This is a genomic window from Thiospirochaeta perfilievii, assembly GCF_008329945.1.
In the GTDB taxonomy this organism is placed as follows: domain Bacteria; phylum Spirochaetota; class Spirochaetia; order DSM-2461; family DSM-2461; genus Thiospirochaeta; species Thiospirochaeta perfilievii.
In genome coordinates this window covers 1,126,310-1,146,747 of sequence record NZ_CP035807.1, presented here as the reverse complement: position 1 = coordinate 1,146,747, position 20,438 = coordinate 1,126,310, and the positions used below count along the sequence as shown (strand labels likewise).

Sequence of the window (20,438 nt, the reverse complement as noted above, 5' to 3'; positions counted from 1 at the left end):
CCAAGAAAATGACGGATACGTACAATTATTAAGCTCTTAATGAAAATGTATGATCACTATGAAGGAACAATTCAAATAGGCACAACTGATATTAAAGATATTCCTATAAAACAATTAAGTGAGCACATATCTGTTCTAAGTCAGCATTCGTATATATTCTCTAGTTCTTTTGTTGACCATTTTAGGTGGGTTAAAAGTGATGTAACGCAGGTAGAAGTTGAATCAATATGTAAAAAGGTTCTGTTACATGATTATATTATGAGTCTCCCTTATGGCTATAATACTATTATTAATAGCCAGATGTGCAAGCTTTCCGGTGGTATGTCACAACGCTTAGCAGTCGCGAGGGTTTTAATCAGAAATAGTCCAATTATAATCTTTGATGAAATTGAAAATTCATTAGATATAGAATCAAAAGAAGTCTATAGAAAAATATTACAGGATCTAAGCAAGGATCATACAATAATCGTGATAACACATAATCATAAATCATTATTTAATTTTGATGCTATTTTGAAGGTTAAAAACGGGGAATTATTTTTGGATAATATTAGTCAAACACAGAAAGTATAAAAGGAGAAGATATCGTGGTTTTAGGTAATGGAGGAGCGCAATCCTGGAAGGGTGGTAATGCTTTAAATGTAACCTTTGTAGTAACAAATGATTGCAATCTTATATGTAATTATTGTTATGTATGTAATAGGGATGAAATATTAAGAATGCCATTTAATGTAGCAAAAGATGCTGTAGATTATATAATAAATAACAGTGATAAATTTGATTTTGACTCAGTAATGTTCGATTTTATTGGAGGAGAACCATTCATTGAAATAGATCTAATCAGTAAATTATGTGATTATATAAAAAATAAATTATATGTAGAAAAACATAGATGGTTTGGCAATTTTCAATTTTCTATATCTACTAATGGTCTTTTATATAAAACGGATAAAGTTCAAAAATTCATCAAAAGTAATAAAGAAATCCTTGGAATAGGTTTTAGTATTGATGGGAATAAGGATAAGCATGATCTCCAACGAATATATAAAAATGGTAAAGGTTCTTATGATGATGTAATGAGTAATTTTGATTTATATAGATCTCAATTCCCTGGTATTCAATCAACTAAAGCAACATTTAGTCATGAGGATTTGGTTTATTTGAAAGATAGTATATTAAGTCTATGGGAAAACGGTATAGAAGAAGTAAATTCAAATATTGTATATGAAGATGTTTGGGTTGAAGGTGATCCTGAAATATTTGAAAAGCAGTTGAAAGAGTTAGCCGATACGATAATAGAAAAGGAATTGTATAATAACTTTGAGTGTACATTCTTTGATCCAAGTCTAGGTCGTCCTCTAAATGGGCGTAACAACAATTGGTGTTCATGTGGTGATAATATGATCGCAGTAGATTATAAAGGGGATTTCTTTCCATGCAATAGGTTTACTAGTGCAACTTTGAGCAATAAAAAGGAAAGAATTATAGGAAATATTAAAACTGGAATTGATGCGAATAAAAGAAGGGCTTATAGAGCTTTAACTTCTTCTCATCAAAGTCAATCCAAATGTTTAGAGTGTGATATTGCAAGTGGGTGTTCTTGGTGTCAGGGGTATAATTATGATGAGTCAGCTACAGGCACAATTTTTCATAGAGCAACATATATATGTAAAATGCATGAAGCAAGAGTAAGTGCTAATAATTATTTCTGGAGCCAATTAGCTCTAAAAAAAAGTATTGATAAAGGTATTTTACGTGGTAGATCAAAACATTTATATATAATGTTAAGTAATAATGTTATAGAACATTGTTCATATTCAAGCGATGATGTTTTAACACGAAGTATTGATCCCGAAATATTGATAGAAGCATTTGAATTTGCTAAAAATAACAATTTTTGCCCAATAATATTATCACCTAAAACAGGAGTTTCAAACGAATTACAACCAATTTTAGCCCAAAATTTATTTTATGAGATTAGTAATGAAGGTAAAGAATCTAATAAAATAATTGTATTATCTAACGAAACAGAAAACGAATATCAAAATACAATCATACATTTGGATAAATCAAATATTGTAGGTCTAGGAACAAAAATCATAGATCTACTTCAAGTAAGCACTAGAGTTAATATTATTGTTAAAGATTTTTCAACAATGAACAATCAAGATTTTATTCTGTATGAAAATGAATTATTAAGCGTTGTACCCTTTTTATCTTCACAATTTAATAATCGTAGATTCCTTAAAGAGGTAAATGTCATAACTGACAGATTAATGATTAACAATATGTCAAATTGTAAAGCTGGTGATAAAAGTCTTACAGTCTCTCCTGAAGGAAACATATTTCCATGTGCAGCATTTTATTTCGATAATGCCATTGGTATTATGGGTAATGTAAAAACAGGTCTAACAGATAATAATTTGGACAGATATAAACTTCATTCATCATCTTTATGTGAGAATTGTACAGCCTATCACTGTAAAAGATGCATATACGATAATATAAAAAACACCTCAGAAATAACAGTACCTACGCAAGAACAGTGTGAATTAAGTTATAGAGAAATGAATGTATCAAGAATTTTAAAGGAAAACATTGATAATAAATTTATTGACAATAAGTTATCGGAAATTAAGTTCAATGATTCTTTAGATCCATTGGACAAATTATTAACAACTGTAAAATTAGTTAGAAATTAATACGGAGAATAAAATGTTATCTAAAAATAATAACGGAAAAGAAGAATATATAAACATAACTTCAATACGAAAAGAAGTATTACAAATGATAAAAAATACAATGGTATTTAAAAACGTTGAAAATGAAATATTAAAATCATTTGTTAATGAAAGTTTAGATGAAATTAACTATAAAATATAATTATAGTTATTAATCAATTTTTAGGAGGTGAAACTATGTTTCTAGAGGTTAAGTCAGATGAAAGTGATTCATTAAGTGAATTAGGTACAGCATGGTATTGTATCAGTTGTAAAGGTTGTAGAGGATGCGAGTCATGCTCAGGTTGTAGTGGAGAATCAGGAGCAAGTAAACCTTGGCCACCAATGCCCATATAATTGGAATTATTGCGACATGTTGAGAAATTTAAGGAGGAAGAAATGTTTTTAGAAATCAAAACAGATGATGGTGACTCAATGGATGAGTTGGGAACTTGGTGTTGGTCCTGTAAAGGATGCAATGGTTGTATTGGTTGTACGGGTTGTTTCAATTCAATGCAAGCGTAAAATTTTTATCATTACCCCCTGTTTTGGGTAGTGATAATTTATCAAAAAAAATAACGGGAATAATAATGAAGATAATAAATAAAAGTGTTTTTACAGTTCTATATTTTTTAGTGTCTATAACAATAATGGCAGACTCTATTGATAAAAAATGGGAATCAACTATAAAAGAAAAAAATATAATTACAGGAAAATCAAAAACTGTAATGAAAACTGATTCTAACTGTACAGATGGATATTATAGAATTATCTCTACTGAAAATATAGGTGCTCTTGGAATAAAAGAAGATAGAATGGATTATACATGCACCCTAGAAGTTAAAACTTCCATAAACAATAAAATGTTATCGTATAAATTAGATTGGTTTTTAAATAATGGTAGGACAATTCTTATCATTGATATGAAGTGGACAGATAATGAATATAAATATAGCATTACTAATTCTTATGGTAAAATTGAAAATGGAGCTATTTCTTATTCTGGTCCATTAGAGTTATATGAACGTGGGAGTTTTTGGTCTCTCGAACTGTTATTAGAAAAAGAATTAAATTATCCAAGAATGGTTATTTCACCACAATCTATATTATTATCTAAATCGGTTATAAATAGTATTTCATTTGATGAAGAGATAAAGAATCCTAATACGAACTATAAACAGATAAAGGTTTTACCAAATGATGATTTATTAACACTAGATAATAGTAATCAAATTATTCATATTGCCATTCCAGAATATGATTCTGAAATTGTTAATTATTTAATTACAAGTCCAGTTACTCCGTATAATATAGAACACAGACTTCTAGTTCCTACAAAAGGATTAAAACCTCATCATAATAGAATAAAAAATATAGAAGTTATAATAGAAAATTGTGATTTTAATGGAATAAACTCATCTCTTAATACTAATAATATGAATTTATCTCAACAACTAGAAAATGAAAATACAAGAGATTATCTTCATTTTAAATTAAAAGAACAAAATATTGGTACAAAGTCTTTAAATAATGAAATTATTTCTAATGGAAAAAAAAATAGATATTTAGAAGCCGAATTTTTAATTGAAGCAAATGATAGGGAGATAATAAAAAAAGCTGTAGAAATAACAGAAAGATCTACTAATATAAATGACTCTATTAAATATATTCAACAATGGATATATCAGAATATTAAATATAAACACACAAAAGGTTCTGCACTAAACACACTGCAAGTAAAAGCTGGAGATTGTGAATCTATGTCATATTTAGCAATTGCATTATTTCGAGCAATAAAAGTACCCGCACGAATTGTCCATGGGATTGCATATTCTACAGATATTGAAAGTTATGTAAAACACTCATGGTACGAAATAAGTCCTAATAATAAGGACTGGTATTCATTAGATGCAACTTCTGGTATTGAAACTGCAGTTGATGCGAGTTATATAAATTTACCTCCAGAAACAACAAATTGGAAAGGTATGTCGGTATATATCAAATCAGTTGGGTAAAGAATTATCCAATTAAAGATAAAGGAGATTATATGTTTTTAGAGATTAAGACTGATGAAAGTGATTCATTAAACGAGATGGGTACGGGAAGCTGGTGTTTCTGGTGCAAGGGTTGTAAAGGTTGTGAAAGTTGTACTGGATGTCAAGGAGAAAGTTATTCAGGATGAAGGTATGCAGGAGGTTAACTCCTGCATAAAATTTTATAGAAGGAATATATAAATGCCAGTATTATCAGTTAAAAATATTCATAAAACTTATATTGATCAGATAGGTTCAAGCACTGTAGTTTTAAATGGAGTGAATCTTGATCTTTTTAGTGGTGATTTTACAGCACTAATGGGTTCTTCAGGCTGTGGAAAGACCACTTTATTAAAAATCTTAGGGACATTGGATAAACCCACTTTAGGAAATGTATTCTTTTCAAGTAAAGATCTGACAACAATGACAAAAGAAGAACAGTCATTATTAAGACTTAATAAAATTGGAATTGTATTTCAAAATTCAAACTTACTAGATAGCTTAACTATTGAGGAAAATATTGTACTTCCTATGATTTTAAAAGGCATAAATAAAAAGATAATAAAAAATAAATTGAATGAAATGCTTGTTGATTTGTAACCGTCAATTTAGTATGCCCTTAAAAAAATAAATAAAATATTACACCCTTAAGTCCGAGGGATAATATGAAAAGTCGAAAGAGCCACGAAGAGTGGAAATTATTAGTATCAGAGTTCAATAAATCAGGCCAGTCAGTTGCAGCTTTTAGTAGAGAAAATAACCTAAAAGCATCAACTTTTATTTATTGGGTTAAAATGTTCTCTATAAATACTGAAAAATCAAATTTGGTTAAGATAAAACCTAAAACGAGTAATTCTAAGAAAACTCATGATATTAAAATTATTGTTAATGATACAAAGATTGAGATCTGTGGAGTTATAAATTCAGATAAAATTAGTAAAATAATCGCTGTACTAATGGAAGTTAACTGATGTTTTTAGACCTAACTAAAATATCAATCTTCGTTCGCCCTGGATCAACAGATATGAGATCTCAGATTAATGGGTTATCAGTTTTAGCTGAAAGTGAAATGAAATTAGATTCTGGTTCTGGAAGTTTATTTTTGTTTTGTAGCAAAAACAGAAAAAACTTGAAATGTATATACTGGGATAAAAATGGTTTTGCAATGTGGCAAAAGAAACTCGAGAAAGATAAGTTCCCATGGCCACAAACGGCAGATGATGCAGAAGAGATAACTTTAGAACAATTAAAACTTCTATTGTCTGGTATAGATTTTTGGAAAGCCCATAAAGAAATATATTTTAAAGAGATGAATTAAAAGGGTTTTATAATCTTTTATAAAATTGTAGTATTTACTCGATGGGCGGAATAAAAAAACAGGTAATCCCTGAAGAAATATCTACATATATTGAGTCTCTTGAAAACTCAAATAAATCTCTTGAAAATAGGGTTAAAATACTAGAAGAAGAGTTGCGTCTCGAAAGAGTAAAGAGATTTGGAAAATCTAGTGAAAAGGTTACACCTTTACAATCTGAATTATTTGATGAGTTTGAGCAAACCGCCTTGGATATAGAAGAAGAGGATGAACCTGAAGTTATATCTATTCCAGCATATAATAGAAAAAAGAAAGGTCGAAAACCTATAGATCCATCCCTACCTAGAAAACAAATCATTCACGATATATCAGAAGATGATAAACAGTGTGCTTGTGGATGTCAGATGGTTAAAATTGATGAAGTAGTAACAGAAAGGGTACAGATTATTCCTGAAAAGTCTTATGTAGAACAACATATAAGACCAAAATATGCCTGCAGGAATTGTGAAGGTTCAGGAGATGAAGATAAACCAACTTTTAGAGTTGCTCCTGCACCACCATCATTGATTTCAGGAAGTATAGTGACTGGTGGTCTTCTTGCTTACATCCATACAAATAAATTTTGTGATTACCTGCCATTTTATCGGCAAGAGAAAAGATTTGAGAGGTATGGGATTCCGATAAGCAGACAGAATATGTCAAACTGGACTATAAAAGCTTATAGAAAATTAAAAGGTCTTAATGATATTATGAAAGATCACATAAAGACTGGTACATATCTTCAAATGGATGAAACAGTCCTCAAAGTTCATGGGGAAGTTGGTAAATTAGATTCTAGTAACTCTTACATATGGGTCACCTGTGGTGGGCCTAAAGACTCAAGTATAGCTCTCTATGAATATAATAGATCTCGAAGTTCAAAATATATTAAAGATTTTACTGAAGGCTTTTCTGGGTTTTGTCAGTCAGATGGTTTCCCAGGTTACAATGCCGTTTTTAAAAATAGTGACAAAATAACACATGTAACATGTTTAGCACATTGTCGGAGAGAGCTTTACGATGCCTATAAAGCTTCTAAGCAACTAAATAAGTCTAATGTTGTAATTAATAAAATTCAAAAGATATATGTTGTAGAAAAACAACTTAGAGATAAGAACCTCAAACCGGAAGAATTTGTAGCAGAAAGAAAGAAGTTAGCGACACCATTACTTGATAACCTAAAAGACTGGCTTGATAAAAAGGCTATAAATATTAGACCAGAAAGTAAATTGGGGAAAGCTGTAAAATATACATTAGGCCAATGGGATAAAATGATAAATTACCTTGATTGTGCAGAGCTTACTCCAGATAATAACGCTGCGGAGAGAGTGGTAAAACCACTTGTTATGGGTCGTAAAAATTTTTTATTTTCGGGTAGTCCTGAAGGTGCGGATGCATTATGTTTTTTCTACTCTTTAATTGAAACGGCAAAATTAAATGATTTAAATCCATACGCATATTTAAAATGGTTATATGATAAGGCTCCATTATTACCAGAAGGCTCCTCATTAGAAGAATTAGCTCCATGGAAATGTGATCCAATAGAAGTTAATAAAATTATGTTACCTTCTTAGAGAGCTATTCCCTTTTTAAAATATTAAATATTTAAATATCAGTTGTTACTGCCTTTAGATTTGACGGTTACGTTGATTTTAAGATTCTTGATATAAAAAATAAATATCCTTATGAAATATCAGGAGGTCAAAAGCAAAGAGCAGCAATTATCAGATCTTTAGTTAATAATCCATTAGTTATATTAGCTGACGAACCAACGGGAAGTTTAGATTCTAAGACTTCTAGGGAGGTAATGGAAACATTTGAAATTCTAAATAAAAAATATAATAAAACAATTCTAATGGTTACACATGATATTAAAGCTGCTAGTTACTGTAAGAAAGTAGTTCTAATGAATGATGGAGTAACTAGTCATGAGCTTTTGAGAAGAGGATCTACAATGGATTTTTATAAAGATATTCTTAATCTACTAAATAGGTTTATATAGATTATGAGCTTAATATATATAATTATTAAAACATTAAGATTAAACCTTAAAAAGTTTAAAGGTAGTATGTTATGTAATATTTTTTGCATGATATTGGTTTTTATATACTCTACTATTTATTATAATATATCCAATTTAGAAGTCCTCGGATTAGATAAGAGAGATATTTTAAGCATAATGTTTGTATCTTTAATTTCAGTTATTCTATTCTCAGTTTTATTTATTTTATATACAAATATACAATTTTCAAAAAATAGGACTGATGAATATGGTATTTTATTAACATTAGGAATTAGCAATAAAAAATTAACAAAGATAATATTCATTGAATATGTAATTATTATGTTGATATCAATTACAATCAGTGTTGTATTTGGAAATATTTTAGTTACAATCATATTCTACCTAATAAAAAAACATATTGAAGTGAATATTAATAGTAAATTTAATACATATGATAGTTTTTTACTGATCATTGAAATTTTTCCAGTTTTATACTTATTAACTTATTATATATTTAAAAACCGGATAACACGATTAAATCTATCAGAATTATATGTAGATAAAATCAAGAATTTTAGGATTATTAAAAAGCTTAACATCCTCCCTTTAGTAGGAATAGTTATAAGTGGTTATTCAATAATGTTATATAAAAATGGTGAAGCAATAGTTAATTCTTTTTTTATATCATTTATTGGTTTGTTTCTATTAGTCTATTACATAAACGATCTATTACTGTATAAAAGTAAAAGCATTATTAAAGATATGGAAATTAAGATTAGTATATTTAACAGTAGAAAATTATTGTTTGTAATCGCATTATTAACTTTTTTATCTACATATCTATTAGGTCTAGCATTTTCATTTTATAATAAAGATAAAAGTGAAAATATTCTTAGTGATATTTCTGACATTACTTACATATCAAATTCTGATATAAAAACTAAAGTTAAGGATTCAGTATTATACGAATTAAATAATGACAATATACAAGTAGAAAGTTTTGTCGATGTAGATTTTATTACAATGAAAACAAGGACATATAGAGATATATTTGTAGATGTCGTTTCAGAAGATAATTTCAGAAAATTTAATATTAAGATAAAAAAACTTAAAAAAAATGAATGTATACTAGTATCCCAACTAATAGTACCTGAAAAATACCCCAGTATACCAAAAGGATCTTTTTTAGATATTGTCTTAAATGGATATAAAAAATCAGGACTCATATGTGTTGGTGAAGAATGGTATCTCTTTAAAAATAAAATTAATGCAGATAGAAAAATTTTGATATTAAATAACTTTGATTATAATAATATTAAGATGAATATTTCAAAAAAATATTTCAAAACTTTTAATATCATATTTTTAGAAGATGAAAACCAAATCAGTTCTGCAGAAAAAATGATAAATAAATATACAGATCAAGTTTTATCTAGAATTAGAGAACAAAAATTATTAGAGGGGCAATCGTTATTTGTTTTTTGTATAATATTTTTTACTGGTTTGTTATTTTTAGTTTCAACTGGAGTAATCTTTATTTCTAAATTATCATCAGAGTTACATAACTTGAGTATAAATTATTATAAATTATCACAAATAGGGATTTCACAAAAACAATATAAAAATGCCATTTCTGGTAAGCTAAAGCATTTATTTGTATTGCCTAGTTTTATTGGTATTATACAAGGATTTCTATTTACCATTGCTCACTCTATTCAATATTATAATTCTGTTCTTATTGTTAAGGATACATCAATTATATTTCTTTTTGGAATTTTGTTAACTATACTTTTTTATAAATTGTTAAGGAATATCTTAATACTTAAAATTACAGTTTGATATTTTTCTATTCTTTTTTACTACAAATGAGTCTAAAACTTATTAATTAGTTTATGGGGTTATTTGCCCATGGTGAATTCAAGTCATAAGTGCGATTTTTATTTTTTCACGAGAGTTAATCCCAGTTAGTTCCTCAAAACCCTCATATGGAGTTCTATACCCTAAACATTTCCGAGGTCGGCTATTTAGTAAATCAATGGCATCAAAACTTTTTTCACGCTTATATCCACCAATTCCATAGATTTTGGGAAGTATTGTCGTAATAAACCATTTGCATTTTCATTTTGACCTCTCTCCCATGAATGATAAGGCTTAGCAAAATATGTTTCACACTTTAGTTCTCTTGCTACATCTTGATGCTTGGTAAATTCCTTACCATTATCAAATGTTATAGTTTTTGTCAGATCAGCAAATGGTTCTAAAAGCTTTGTTATCCAATCCTTTACAGGATCAGCATGTTTACCTGATAGAGGTGCTGCTAACCGTAATTTGGATTTCCTATCATCCAAAGTTACAATAGCTCCTTTGTGGCTCTTTCCAATGATCGTATCAGCCTCCCAGTCCCCAACGCGCTCTCTTTTATTAGCAGCTTCAGGACGTTCATCTATATCAATTCTATTTGGAATCCCTCTTGTAGAACCAGTAGTAGTACCGTATCTCTTTCTGTAGGTTTTTCTGATATCTAAGTTGTTTATAAAGGATACCTCCATTTTGTTTCTCTACAAGGACATACTTGTAGATAGTCTCATGATGAATACTTATATTTTTATCGTCTTTAATTCTTCCTGCAATTTGTTCTGGACTCCATTGAAGTTTAAGTTTTGAATGTATATAACTTTTTACTTCATCAGTTATCTTTATTGCTTTAGGTTTGTCCTCATGCCTGCTCTTTGCCTTATTGTCCGCTTGTTTATAGCGATATCCTCTGTTTCCATTATTACGATTTATCTCCCTATGTAATGTTGAGGGGTGTCTATTAATAGATTTGGCAATATCGGCTATTGATGTTTGCTCTTTTAAGGCAGTATAGATATAATATCTTTCAGCATAGTCTAGATGTTTATAGCTCATTCGTAGCTCCTGTAAGTGTTTTGGTCGACTCTTACATTATACATCTAGGCTTTGCTTTAATGAATATACCTGCTTAAATGAATAAAAGAATCTGTCGCACTTATAATACGAATTCGGGTCATGAAATTTAACCTTAAATTACCTCATAATTAAATACTATATATATGTATAGTGCTATAAGTAAGGCTGAATATATCAAAACTCAATAAATATTGGAAGTTATGCTTCATCATAGCTGTCCAAAACAAAAAAACTACAATTTAAGTATTTTATAAAAGTAATCTCCAAGGTATAATCTAAGTACCACACAAAGCACACACAAGGAGATTACTATGAGTTTTCATGATACTATTTTTCGACAAATACTACAATTAATTCCGAGATATGAATTTGAAAAAATTGTAAAATCAGAAAAAGGAGACTTCGCGAATAAAGGATTTTCCTGTTGGAACCAGTTTTCAGCAATGCTATTTGCTCAATTAAGCGGACAAACAGGTCTAAGGGGAATTGAGAACGGTTTAGAGCTTCAAAGTAAAAAGCTGTATCATTTAGGGATATCCAAAACTAAACGCTCAACGCTCTCTTATGCAAATAATAATCGTCCAAATGAGATCTATGAAAAACTATTTTACTCTTTATTATCAAAGCTTCATAGTAAACATAAAAATCATAAATTTAGATTTAAAAACCCACTTTATAGCGTAGATGCGAGTACTATAGATCTTTGTCTGAGCATGTTTGATTGGGCTCATTTTAGGAAAAAGAAGGGAGGAATTAAACTCCATGTGACATTAGATCATTCCAGTTATATTCCCTCATTTGTTACTGTGACGGATGCAAAAGTACATGAATCTAATGAAATTAAAAATGTTCCTTTTAAAAAAGATGATGTTATTGTTTTTGATAGAGGGTATACCGATTACCAATATTATTCAGATTTAGGTGAAGAAGGTATTTATTTTGTTACAAGACTGAAGAAAAATGCCAAATATTCTGTGCTTGACGATAAAGACGTTTCAAAGTATGAAAATATACTGTCTGAAAAAATCATAGTTTTTGATAAAATAATATCTAAGAAAGGAAAGCCTCTAAAACTGCGGCTTGTTGAAAGTTATGATCCTGATTTGAAGAAAAGTATAACACTAATTACAAATCACTTTTCATGGTCCCCCAGAACTATTTCAGCAATATATAAAGATAGATGGCAAATTGAAATTTTCTTCAAAACAATTAAGCAAAACCTAAAAATTAAAAGCTTTTTAGGAACAAGTCGAAATGCGGTTCTAACTCAAGTTTGGATCGTTATGATTTCGTTTCTGATATTGAAATATATGGAATTTCAATCTACTTTAGGTTGGACTGTATCTTCAATAATGGCTATATTATCTACGATATTATTTGCAAATCTAAACTTAATTGATTGGTTAACAGTCCCGCCTGATAAACAAGCTCCACAGAAAAGTTATCTGCTACAAAAGGAGTTGTTTTGATTGTATTGGACAGCTATGATGCTTCATAAAAAGACTAAATGAAGATTTACTCAATGTTGTTTACTTCAAAACACTTATTGTATTTATTTTACCCTTTTTATACAATGAAAGTTGCTGTAAACATAAGTGTAAACACTTTAAACTCAATTTTACGGGTATTTTATAATTTACATTATATTTAGCATGTTGTATAATTACTTATTATATAAGAAATTAAAGCAATTTTTATCAGAAGTTTTTTTCTTATTGCAAATGAGCAATATTTGTTGCTATCATTAAAAAAATATACTTAATGGACTGGAGGGTTCTTTGAACTTAAATATCACAATTGTTATAGGTTTTGCATCTACACTATTAGCACAAATTATAAAAGTTTTAGTTATTTTAATCTCAGAAAGAAGAGTTGCATGGGATATGATAACATCCACAGGGGGAATGCCCTCATCCCATTCAGCGGGTGTTGTCGCTGCTGCTACTTCTGTAGGTTTAATTGATGGCTGGGGGTCTACTACTTTTGCTGTAGCTTGTGCCTTGGCAATTGTTGTCATGTACGATGCAACTGGTGTTAGAAGAGCTGCTGGTCTACATGCAGAGTATTTAAATGTTATTGCTAAAGAGTTATCCCATATTTTTAAACAGGATGGCCAGGAACAAAAAGCCTTAAAAACCCTACTTGGACACACCTACCTACAGGTTACAGCAGGTATGATCCAAGGTGTATTTGTTGCTTTAATCTTCCATTTTTATATATTCGTTTAAACCCTTCTCTTTTAGGATATCTTTAATTACCTCAATCTCATTCCATGGTTCGCTACCATGGCTATATACCATTGAGGTTTCATGGCCCTTTCCTAGGGTCAGTATCATATCCCCTTTTTGGGCTAGATCGATGGCTCTACCTATAGCTTCCCTTCTATTTGGTATGATAAATAGATTTTCATCTTCTCTCTTGTTTTTAATTCCAGCTTTTATATCATCTATTATTTTTATAGAGTCCTCTAATCTTGGGTCTTCATCGGTTAAAACTATAATATCCGCAAACTTATCTGCAATCTCCCCTTGAATAGGTCGCTTAACAACATCCCTCTCCCCTGCGGAACCAAAGACAACTATAAGTCTTCCTGTAATTATCTCTTTAATTGTTGGAAGTACTTTTTCAAAGGATCCTGGAGTATGGGCATAATCAACAACAATGGAGAACTCGCCCCTAGTTGGGACTGAGTTTAATCTCCCCTTTACACTGTGTAGGTTTGGGATACTTCTAACTATATTATTAAAAGTGATATCGCCAAGGTTATAGACAGCTAGTATCGTAGCCATTAAGTTTTCAATATTAAAAAGACCTGGTAGATTTAATTTTGTTTCATACTCAACACCTTTAAATACTAATTTAAATGTGGAGCTTACAGGGGTTTGTCTTATATCAACGGGGTATAGATCCGCATTTTTATTCTTAAGACTGTAGGTGTAAACTTTTTTAGGCTTTGCATAGGAAATAAAATTTGTAGCCTCAGGATCATCTAGGTTTACAACCCCAAAGGAGGTCTCTTTTTCTGTTTTAGATATTTTTCTAAAAAGATTTCCCTTATCATTTCTGTACTGTTCTAAAGAACCATGAAATTCCAGATGCTCCTGGGTTATATTGGTTAAAACCCCAGTATTAAAGTCTACATCTTTTAATCTACATGTTTTATTTGATAACCCGTGGCTAGTTGACTCAACAATTGCATACTCTTTATTATTTTTTACCATCTCTCTAAGGATCGAGTGGATTTGGGAGGCCTCTGGAGTAGACTGTCTAAGTACATTTTTCTCCTCAATATTCCCACTTTTAAAACTTATAGTTGAAATATACCCAGATCTTTTACCATTTAGTTCTAAAAGTTGATCAATTAGGGATACAGTAGTACTTTTTCCATCTGTCCCTGTTACTCCAATTACTTTTAATTCCTTAGAAGGATTATTATAAAATGCAGTAGAAAAGGATGATAAGGCTTCCTTTGTATTTTCTACTTTTATATAGAGAATATCTGGGTTATAATTAGGAAGATCATCACTAAAACAGATCGCTTTAGCTCCAAGGGTTATTGCCTTATCTATATAGTTATGACCATCGGTATGTATACCTTTTAAAGCAAAAAAAAGAGTTCCGTTACTAACTCTTCTAGAATCGAATTCGAGATTAGTAATTTCAGGGTCTAAATGACCTATCTTTTGTATATTATTATTGATGTTATCAAGTAAAGCTGTTATTTTCATAATGTTATATTAACTTAGGTATGATAAATAGTGCAAGTGAGGTTTATATGTATTTTTTAAAGGTTGAGTCAGAATTTTCTGCAGCTCTCTATCTATCCAACTGTGATGATAGTTATAAGGGTATGCATGGTCATGATTTTGATGTCATAGTAACTCTATATTCAAAAGAGCTTAAAGATGGGATGGTTTATGACTATACTCAGATAAAAAGCAGCCTTAATGAGTTAGCTCAATCCTTGGATTTAGTTCTATTAAATGATAAACCTCCTTTTTCAGAGTTAAATCCAACTGTAGAAAGTATTGCTAAATACTTTTATGACAACCTTATTGAAGAGTTAGAAGATCTACCTATATACGAGGTTGAAGTAATACAAACAAAGGGGTTATCTGCTAGCTTTAGGCCTAATGTTTAATGATAGATACTCCTTACTTAACTAAGCAATTAATTGCTTATATTGGAAATAAAAGATCTCTTTTACCATTTTTATCAAATGTTTTTGACTCTCTACCCCTAAAAGAAAATACAATATTCCAAGATCCCTTCTCTGGTTCTGGGGCTGTTTCTAGGTTGGGTAAAAGTAAGGGCTTTGAGGTTCATAGTAATGATTGGGAGTATTATTCATATATTGTTAATAGCTGTTATATTGGAATTAATAAGGAAGAGACAGGGAACCTTTTTAAGGAGTATGGTGGTTTAAATAAAGTTTTTAAGATGTTTGAATCACTGGATAATAGTTTTACACCATATATAAGCAAACACTATGCTCCAAAGGATACTAATAGTGCGGACTATGTAACAGAGAGACTGTTTTACACTAGGGAAAACGCAATTTTTATTGATAGGGCAAGAAGTTTAATTGAGGAGATGTATCCTGGATCTTTACTAAGTCAGAGGAAGTTAAAAGAGAAGAATATTCTTTTATCATCCCTTTTATATGAGGTCTCAACCCATGCAAATACATCTGGGGTTTTTAAGGCGTGTCACAAGGGATTTGGTGGTCATGGAAAAGATGCTCTAGGTAGAATTTTAGCTCCAATGAAGATGGAGATACCTAGACTTATAGATAATTATAAAAGTCATACAGTTTCTAAGATGGATGCTCTTGATTTTGTTAAGGGAAAGACTACAGATATCTGTTATCTAGATCCTCCTTATAATATGCATCAGTATGGTAGTAACTACTTTATGTTAAATACTGTGGCTCTTTGGGATAAACCAGAGGTTAATGGAGCTAGAGGATTAGATGGACGGTATTTAGAGAAGGCCGGAATAAGAAAGGATTGGAAAAGTACAAAAAGTCCCTATTGTTATAAAAAACAGGCTCCGGACTCCTTTAGGGATCTTATGGAGAACATAGATTCTAGACATATTATACTTAGTTATAATACCGAGGGAATTATTCCATTTAATGAACTTTTTGACATAATGGAGAGACAGGGCAAGGTAAATCTACATATTAAGGATTATACTCTCTATAGAGGTGGGAAACAGAGTCTCTCTAGAAAGAATCATAATATGGAACTTCTATTGGTTGTGGACCGAGAGGGTAAACCTGATGGTAAGGATAGGGCTTCTGTTGAGAGGTTTTTAAAGGAGAGAAGGGTACTCAATCAACTAAGAATGCCTTTTAATCCAGATAAAATTAGTAAAAACTTTTTTATTAATGGATCTAAAGTACAACTTTCAAACAACTTAGATGAGTTAAGAATGTTTAAAGAGTATAAATTTATGGATCAACCTGATAATTTAAATTGTCTCTCTTCTGTAGAGTTAGGGATTCTATATAAAAAACTGGATAAGTCCCTCTGTAAGGATAACTTTGAGGAGACCAAAGTACTAATCTCTATTTTAGAGAAAGAGAGTGATAAAAAGAACATTACTAAGATTCAGAAGAGAATATTAGTTGTATATAAAAAATTAGCTTTTAAAAAGTATATAGATATTTTTTATGAGGTTACAAGGATTCTTAACAAAAAGATTAAGGATGAGAATAAGAACTTTCTAGGGATGGAAGATAAAATCCAGGAGATAGAGAGTATCGCAAAATTAAGATTTGAGGGTTAAGAGTGGAAGAGTTAGTTTTAGATAGTGGGATAAAAATAAAGATATCAGGGGATGACACCTTTAGAGGCTGGGATGCTGCTGATGAATATATTTTATCCCAAGAGATAAATGAAAAGAATATTTTAGTAATTGGTGATAGTAATGGAGCTTTAACAGCTAGTTTGCAGGGGAATATAACAAGTTTAGTTAGCTCTGTTATAAGTCAGGAGTGTATTAATAATACTCTATCTGCTAATGATACTAAAGCGAATATTATTAGTGATGTAGCCTTACTGCCAGAGAGTATAGACTTGGTAATTGTAAAGCTTCCAAAATTTATTGATCTTTTAGAGTACTATATACAGATAATTGGTAATAAGTACCCAGGAGTAAAGTTTCTTGCCGGGGGTATGGTTAAATATATGCCTATTACCATGGTAAGACTTTGTGAGGAGTATTTTTTAGATGTTACTACATCCTTAGCTAAAAAGAAGGCACGTTTGATTTTTGGTACTATAGCTTTGAATAAGGATAACCCAACTACTTATCCAAAAATATTTACTACAGATGATGATGTAAAAGTTGTATCTTATCCAGGGGTTTTCTCCTACGATCATTTAGATATTGGCACAAGGTTTTTATTAAAACATATTCCTATAGGGAGAACTGGAACTATCTTAGATTTAGGCTGTGGTTCCGGGGTACTAGGTCTGTATGGTAAAAAAATGAATCCTGAGGCTAATATTGTATTAGCAGATGAGTCATATTTAGCTGTGGAGTCTGCTCGGGAGAGTTTTAAGGAGAATGGTTTTGATGGAGAGTTTCATGTTATGGATATTCTAAAGGGATATAAGTCGGATAGTGTTGATATTATTCTATGTAATCCTCCATTCCACCAAACTAATAAAATAATGACTGAGATTGCAGTTAAGATGTTTAAGCAGTCTAGAACTGTATTAAAGAGGGGAGGTACCCTGTTTGTTGTATCTAATAAACACCTTGGTTACCATAAGAAACTTAGGGCTATTTTCCACAACCTAAATAGGGTTGCAGAGAATGAGAAATTTATAATCTTCTCTGTAAGAAAGGTTTAATCCTTAACCCACTTATATATTGTAAAATTAGGAAGGGGGGAGCAACTCTCCGCTTCCTTCGGTTTACACCCCATTGGGCAGCCACTACACTTTGATCCCCCACCAATATTAACTAATGGTTTATCTTTTTTTATGTAACCCTTCTGGATTAGTATATTTAAAGGAGTTTCTAACTCATCCCTATCTAGATTAAACTTAATTGTAAGGTCGGTAATAGTTACCTCCCCCACAGAGTGTATAAACTTTCTAATATCACTTAGCAACATCTGTCTTTCCTAATAATTTAAAGGCTAATACTATTAAGCCCAAAATTGATATAGAGGTTATTATCCATATAGAGTTATGCCCTGCTGTCAATTGATAGTAGAGTGTTGCTATACTCCAACCTAATAGAGTTAGATATGTAACCAAAACTATAGTTAGTTTCATTCCAAGCTCCTTAACCCCTGCTCCAAGGGCGGCAAAACATGGAAAATATAGAAGAATAAATAGAAGGTAGGCGTAGGCACTACTCTTATCAAAAAATCTATTTAATCGCTCCAGGGTTGTATTTTCAATATCAATAATAGCTACTTCGGTTATATTTGATTCCTGAGGTTTTATACTAGGAACTAGGGCTTCAAGACCCTCAGGAATTGATGCAAATGCACTCCCAATTCCATGCCAAAAATTGTACTCTTCCCTATCTGTACTCTCCTCTATGGCCAAATTCTGGCTATAAAGGGAACTAAGTGTTCCTACTACAGCTTCTTTGGCAAATAGGCCAGTAAAAATCCCTACCGTTGCAGGCCAGTTCTCTTTTTCAATCCCCATTGGTCCAAAAACAGGAGTAACAGTTTTCCCTATTGTTGCTAGTAGAGAGCTTTCACTATTATTATTTCCAAAACTCATTGATCCATCATCTCTAAAACCTACAGAGTTTAAAAAACCAAGAATACCTACAGCTATAATTATTACAGAACCACCTCTAATAGCAAAGGATTTTAGCTTACCCCATGTGTGTATTAGTATATGTCTAATCCTAGGGGCGTGATATGGGGGTAACTCCATTATAAAGTGGGATGTTACACCTTTAAAAAGGGTTTTTTTCAACATTAAACCTGTAACTATTGATAGTATAATCCCTACCATATAGATACTAAAAAGCATAAAAGCTTTATTTTCTGGGAAAAAGGCCGCTAAAAATAGAGCATATACAGGCATCCTTGCCCCACAAGACATAAATGGTGCCATAAATATTGTCATCATCCGGTCTCTTTTACTCTCTAGAGTTCTTGTTGCCATAATAGCTGGAACAGTACAACCAAACCCAACAATTAGAGGTATAAAAGACTTTCCCGGGAGTCCAATAGCCCGCATAAATCTATCCATAACAAATGCTGCCCTTGCCATGTAACCTGAATCTTCTAGGAGGGATAACATAAAAAACATAAAAAATATTATAGGTATAAATGTAGCAACAGTCTGAAGTCCTGCACCAATTCCACCTGCTAATATGTTTACTACCCATAATGGAGTATTTATACTGGTTAATAAACTGTCTAAGCCATCTACAAATATAGTTCCAAAAAGTATATCAAAGAAGTCAATAAAGGCTCCACCAAGGGAGATCGTTACACCAAAAACTAGAAACATAGCTATAAGAAAAATTGGAATACCAAGATACTTATTTAAAACTACCTTATCTATTTTTTTTGATATAGAACGCCTATTTCCCTTTTTTTTAACCGTATCTTTAACAATACCATTAATAAATGCGTATTTATAATCCGCAATTATTATATCTGTTTCATCATCTAAAATTTTTTCAATATTAGTTATTTTCTGTTTTATCTCTTTTTCTGTAAGGTCTCCACACTCCACAACTTTTTTATGTACAAAGGAGTCCCTTTCTAAAAGTTTGATACCTATCCAGTTTGGGTTTGCTCCTATCGCTTTTGCACTTTCCTCTAAGTTAGGAAGCCACTGGGTTAATACTTCGGATATTTCGTTTGGATACGATATTTTTGCAAAGGATGGTTTAGCACTACTTGCGTATTGGATAATTGTATCAATAACCGCATTTGAGCCGTTTTTTTCTAGGGCAGACAGGGGGATGACCCTACAACCAAGATGTTTTTGTATATGTTCAACATCAATTTTAAGACCCTTTCTCTCTGCTAAATCCATCATATTTAATACAACTAAAATTGGAACCTTCATCTCGATAAGTTGGGTTAATAGGTAGAGGTTTCTCTCTATATTTGAAGCATCAATTATATCAATAACCATAGAACTCTCTCCACTTAGGATGTAGTCCCTTGCTACTTTTTCATCCTCAGATGAGGCAGAGAGTGAGTAGATTCCAGGAAGATCAACTATATTTATTTTTCCATTTGATCCCTTAAGTAGCCCCTCTTTTCTCTCCACTGTAACTCCAGCCCAGTTTCCAACCCTTTGGTTTCCGCCAGTTAAAGTGTTAAATAGAGTGGTCTTTCCACTATTAGGGTTTCCAACAATAGAAACATTAATTACATCTTTTTCTGCCAT

At 31.1% G+C, this 20,438-nt stretch carries 21 protein-coding genes and 1 pseudogene; 17 read left to right on the top strand and 5 right to left on the bottom strand.

The annotated features are described in order from the left end of the window. Positions 1-15 precede the first annotated feature (15 nt). The 12 genes and pseudogenes from EW093_RS05320 (at position 16) to EW093_RS05280 (ending at position 9,951) form a co-directional block, all read left to right on the top strand. Positions 16-573, top strand: coding sequence for an ATP-binding cassette domain-containing protein (locus tag EW093_RS05320; protein ID WP_342781931.1), 558 nt, complete (start codon positions 16-18; stop codon positions 571-573). A 14-nt stretch (positions 574-587) separates the two neighbouring features. Continuing rightward, positions 588-2,702, top strand: a complete 2,115-nt coding sequence (locus EW093_RS05315) for a radical SAM peptide maturase, CXXX-repeat target family (protein ID WP_149567398.1) — start codon at positions 588-590, stop codon at positions 2,700-2,702. A 13-nt stretch (positions 2,703-2,715) separates the two neighbouring features. Then, on the top strand, positions 2,716-2,883 hold the full coding sequence (locus tag EW093_RS17270) for a hypothetical protein (protein ID WP_187759842.1): 168 nt from the start codon (positions 2,716-2,718) through the stop codon (positions 2,881-2,883). Between the two features lie 35 nt (positions 2,884-2,918). Next, positions 2,919-3,077: a hypothetical protein gene (locus EW093_RS17265; RefSeq protein WP_187759841.1), complete on the top strand. Its 159-nt coding sequence runs from the start codon at positions 2,919-2,921 to the stop codon at positions 3,075-3,077. A gap of 233 nt (positions 3,078-3,310) precedes the next feature. Beyond that, a complete protein-coding gene (locus EW093_RS05310) occupies positions 3,311-4,735 on the top strand; it encodes a transglutaminase-like domain-containing protein (RefSeq protein ID WP_187759840.1) in 1,425 nt (474 codons plus the stop codon). Between the two features lie 219 nt (positions 4,736-4,954). Next, on the top strand, positions 4,955-5,353 hold the full coding sequence (locus tag EW093_RS05305; protein WP_149567396.1) for an ATP-binding cassette domain-containing protein: 399 nt from the start codon (positions 4,955-4,957) through the stop codon (positions 5,351-5,353). A 65-nt stretch (positions 5,354-5,418) separates the two neighbouring features. Further along, the gene (gene tnpA / locus EW093_RS05300; RefSeq protein ID WP_149566821.1) at positions 5,419-5,724 is read left to right on the top strand and encodes an IS66 family insertion sequence element accessory protein TnpA; all 306 of its coding nucleotides are present in this window, start codon (positions 5,419-5,421) and stop codon (positions 5,722-5,724) included. Beyond that, on the top strand, positions 5,724-6,071 hold the full coding sequence (gene tnpB, locus EW093_RS05295) for an IS66 family insertion sequence element accessory protein TnpB (RefSeq protein WP_149566822.1): 348 nt from the start codon (positions 5,724-5,726) through the stop codon (positions 6,069-6,071). Before tnpA ends, tnpB begins: the two co-directional genes overlap by 1 nt. A 41-nt stretch (positions 6,072-6,112) precedes the next feature. Then, positions 6,113-7,681: an IS66 family transposase gene (gene tnpC / locus EW093_RS05290; RefSeq protein ID WP_149566823.1), complete on the top strand. Its 1,569-nt coding sequence runs from the start codon at positions 6,113-6,115 to the stop codon at positions 7,679-7,681. A 35-nt stretch (positions 7,682-7,716) separates the two neighbouring features. Next, positions 7,717-7,869, top strand: a pseudogene (locus EW093_RS18050) (hypothetical protein); the annotation flags it as partial. A 45-nt stretch (positions 7,870-7,914) separates the two neighbouring features. Beyond that, the gene (locus tag EW093_RS17625; protein WP_246745072.1) at positions 7,915-8,109 is read left to right on the top strand and encodes a hypothetical protein; all 195 of its coding nucleotides are present in this window, start codon (positions 7,915-7,917) and stop codon (positions 8,107-8,109) included. 3 nt (positions 8,110-8,112) lie between these two features. After that, positions 8,113-9,951 carry an FtsX-like permease family protein gene (locus EW093_RS05280; protein WP_149567394.1) on the top strand — a complete coding sequence of 613 codons (1,839 nt, stop codon included), beginning with the start codon at positions 8,113-8,115 and terminating at the stop codon, positions 9,949-9,951. Positions 9,952-10,136: 185 nt separating this feature from the next. Here the strand turns inward: EW093_RS05280 and EW093_RS05275 are convergent, their stop codons facing one another. Both EW093_RS05275 and EW093_RS05270 read right to left on the bottom strand, forming a co-directional pair. Beyond that, positions 10,137-10,661 carry an IS30 family transposase gene (locus EW093_RS05275; protein ID WP_149567393.1) on the bottom strand — a complete coding sequence of 175 codons (525 nt, stop codon included), beginning with the start codon at positions 10,659-10,661 and terminating at the stop codon, positions 10,137-10,139. Continuing rightward, positions 10,567-11,022 carry a helix-turn-helix domain-containing protein gene (locus EW093_RS05270; protein ID WP_149567392.1) on the bottom strand — a complete coding sequence of 152 codons (456 nt, stop codon included), beginning with the start codon at positions 11,020-11,022 and terminating at the stop codon, positions 10,567-10,569. Before EW093_RS05270 ends, EW093_RS05275 begins: the two co-directional genes overlap by 95 nt. A 332-nt stretch (positions 11,023-11,354) precedes the next feature. Here EW093_RS05270 and EW093_RS05265 point away from each other — a divergent pair, with 332 nt between their 5' ends. Together EW093_RS05265 and EW093_RS05260 are read left to right on the top strand one after the other, a co-directional pair. Beyond that, positions 11,355-12,512: an IS4 family transposase gene (locus EW093_RS05265; RefSeq protein ID WP_149567391.1), complete on the top strand. Its 1,158-nt coding sequence runs from the start codon at positions 11,355-11,357 to the stop codon at positions 12,510-12,512. Positions 12,513-12,821: 309 nt separating this feature from the next. Further along, positions 12,822-13,271, top strand: coding sequence for a divergent PAP2 family protein (locus EW093_RS05260; RefSeq protein ID WP_149567390.1), 450 nt, complete (start codon positions 12,822-12,824; stop codon positions 13,269-13,271). On the opposite strand, the gene EW093_RS05255 is transcribed toward EW093_RS05260, so the two are convergent. Further along, positions 13,242-14,771, bottom strand: coding sequence for a UDP-N-acetylmuramoyl-L-alanyl-D-glutamate--2,6-diaminopimelate ligase (locus EW093_RS05255; protein ID WP_149567389.1), 1,530 nt, complete (start codon positions 14,769-14,771; stop codon positions 13,242-13,244). The genes EW093_RS05260 and EW093_RS05255 overlap by 30 nt on opposite strands. 20 nt (positions 14,772-14,791) lie before the next feature. On the opposite strand from EW093_RS05255, the gene EW093_RS05250 reads away from it, so the two are divergent. The 3 genes from EW093_RS05250 to EW093_RS05240 are packed head-to-tail and all read left to right on the top strand — an operon-like array spanning position 14,792 to position 17,909. Next, on the top strand, positions 14,792-15,184 hold the full coding sequence (locus tag EW093_RS05250) for a 6-pyruvoyl trahydropterin synthase family protein (protein WP_149567388.1): 393 nt from the start codon (positions 14,792-14,794) through the stop codon (positions 15,182-15,184). Next, entirely contained in the window at positions 15,184-16,836 is a 1,653-nt protein-coding gene (locus EW093_RS05245; protein WP_149567387.1) for a DNA adenine methylase, read from the top strand. The genes EW093_RS05250 and EW093_RS05245 overlap by 1 nt, the downstream gene beginning before the upstream one ends. Positions 16,837-16,838: 2 nt before the next feature. After that, complete coding sequence (locus EW093_RS05240) at positions 16,839-17,909, top strand: class I SAM-dependent methyltransferase (RefSeq protein ID WP_149567386.1); 1,071 nt, start codon at positions 16,839-16,841, stop codon at positions 17,907-17,909. Here the strand turns inward: EW093_RS05240 and EW093_RS05235 are convergent. Both EW093_RS05235 and feoB read right to left on the bottom strand, forming a co-directional pair. Next, on the bottom strand, positions 17,906-18,175 hold the full coding sequence (locus tag EW093_RS05235) for a FeoC-like transcriptional regulator (protein WP_149567385.1): 270 nt from the start codon (positions 18,173-18,175) through the stop codon (positions 17,906-17,908). The genes EW093_RS05240 and EW093_RS05235 overlap by 4 nt on opposite strands. Next, positions 18,162-20,438, bottom strand: a complete 2,277-nt coding sequence (gene feoB / locus EW093_RS05230; protein WP_149567384.1) for a Fe(2+) transporter permease subunit FeoB — start codon at positions 20,436-20,438, stop codon at positions 18,162-18,164. Before feoB ends, EW093_RS05235 begins: the two co-directional genes overlap by 14 nt.

Excerpts from the sequence above, each read along its gene's own strand:
- tnpC (WP_149566823.1), top strand. The coding sequence starts at position 6,113 with ATGGGCGGAATAAAAAAACAGGTAATCCCTGAAGAAATATCTACATAT.
- EW093_RS17625 (WP_246745072.1), top strand. The coding sequence starts at position 7,915 with ATGGAAACATTTGAAATTCTAAATAAAAAATATAATAAAACAATTCTA.
- EW093_RS17265 (WP_187759841.1), top strand. The coding sequence starts at position 2,919 with ATGTTTCTAGAGGTTAAGTCAGATGAAAGTGATTCATTAAGTGAATTA.
- EW093_RS05265 (WP_149567391.1), top strand. The coding sequence starts at position 11,355 with ATGAGTTTTCATGATACTATTTTTCGACAAATACTACAATTAATTCCG.
- feoB (WP_149567384.1), bottom strand. The coding sequence starts at position 20,438 with ATGGCAGAAAAAGATGTAATTAATGTTTCTATTGTTGGAAACCCTAAT.
- EW093_RS05280 (WP_149567394.1), top strand. The coding sequence starts at position 8,113 with ATGAGCTTAATATATATAATTATTAAAACATTAAGATTAAACCTTAAA.
- EW093_RS17270 (WP_187759842.1), top strand. The coding sequence starts at position 2,716 with ATGTTATCTAAAAATAATAACGGAAAAGAAGAATATATAAACATAACT.
- EW093_RS05255 (WP_149567389.1), bottom strand. The coding sequence starts at position 14,771 with ATGAAAATAACAGCTTTACTTGATAACATCAATAATAATATACAAAAG.
- EW093_RS05305 (WP_149567396.1), top strand. The coding sequence starts at position 4,955 with ATGCCAGTATTATCAGTTAAAAATATTCATAAAACTTATATTGATCAG.
- EW093_RS05235 (WP_149567385.1), bottom strand. The coding sequence starts at position 18,175 with ATGTTGCTAAGTGATATTAGAAAGTTTATACACTCTGTGGGGGAGGTA.
- tnpA (WP_149566821.1), top strand. The coding sequence starts at position 5,419 with ATGAAAAGTCGAAAGAGCCACGAAGAGTGGAAATTATTAGTATCAGAG.
- EW093_RS05270 (WP_149567392.1), bottom strand. The coding sequence starts at position 11,022 with ATGAGCTATAAACATCTAGACTATGCTGAAAGATATTATATCTATACT.
- EW093_RS05310 (WP_187759840.1), top strand. The coding sequence starts at position 3,311 with ATGAAGATAATAAATAAAAGTGTTTTTACAGTTCTATATTTTTTAGTG.
- tnpB (WP_149566822.1), top strand. The coding sequence starts at position 5,724 with ATGTTTTTAGACCTAACTAAAATATCAATCTTCGTTCGCCCTGGATCA.
- EW093_RS05245 (WP_149567387.1), top strand. The coding sequence starts at position 15,184 with ATGATAGATACTCCTTACTTAACTAAGCAATTAATTGCTTATATTGGA.
- EW093_RS05275 (WP_149567393.1), bottom strand. The coding sequence starts at position 10,661 with ATGGAGGTATCCTTTATAAACAACTTAGATATCAGAAAAACCTACAGA.
- EW093_RS05250 (WP_149567388.1), top strand. The coding sequence starts at position 14,792 with ATGATAAATAGTGCAAGTGAGGTTTATATGTATTTTTTAAAGGTTGAG.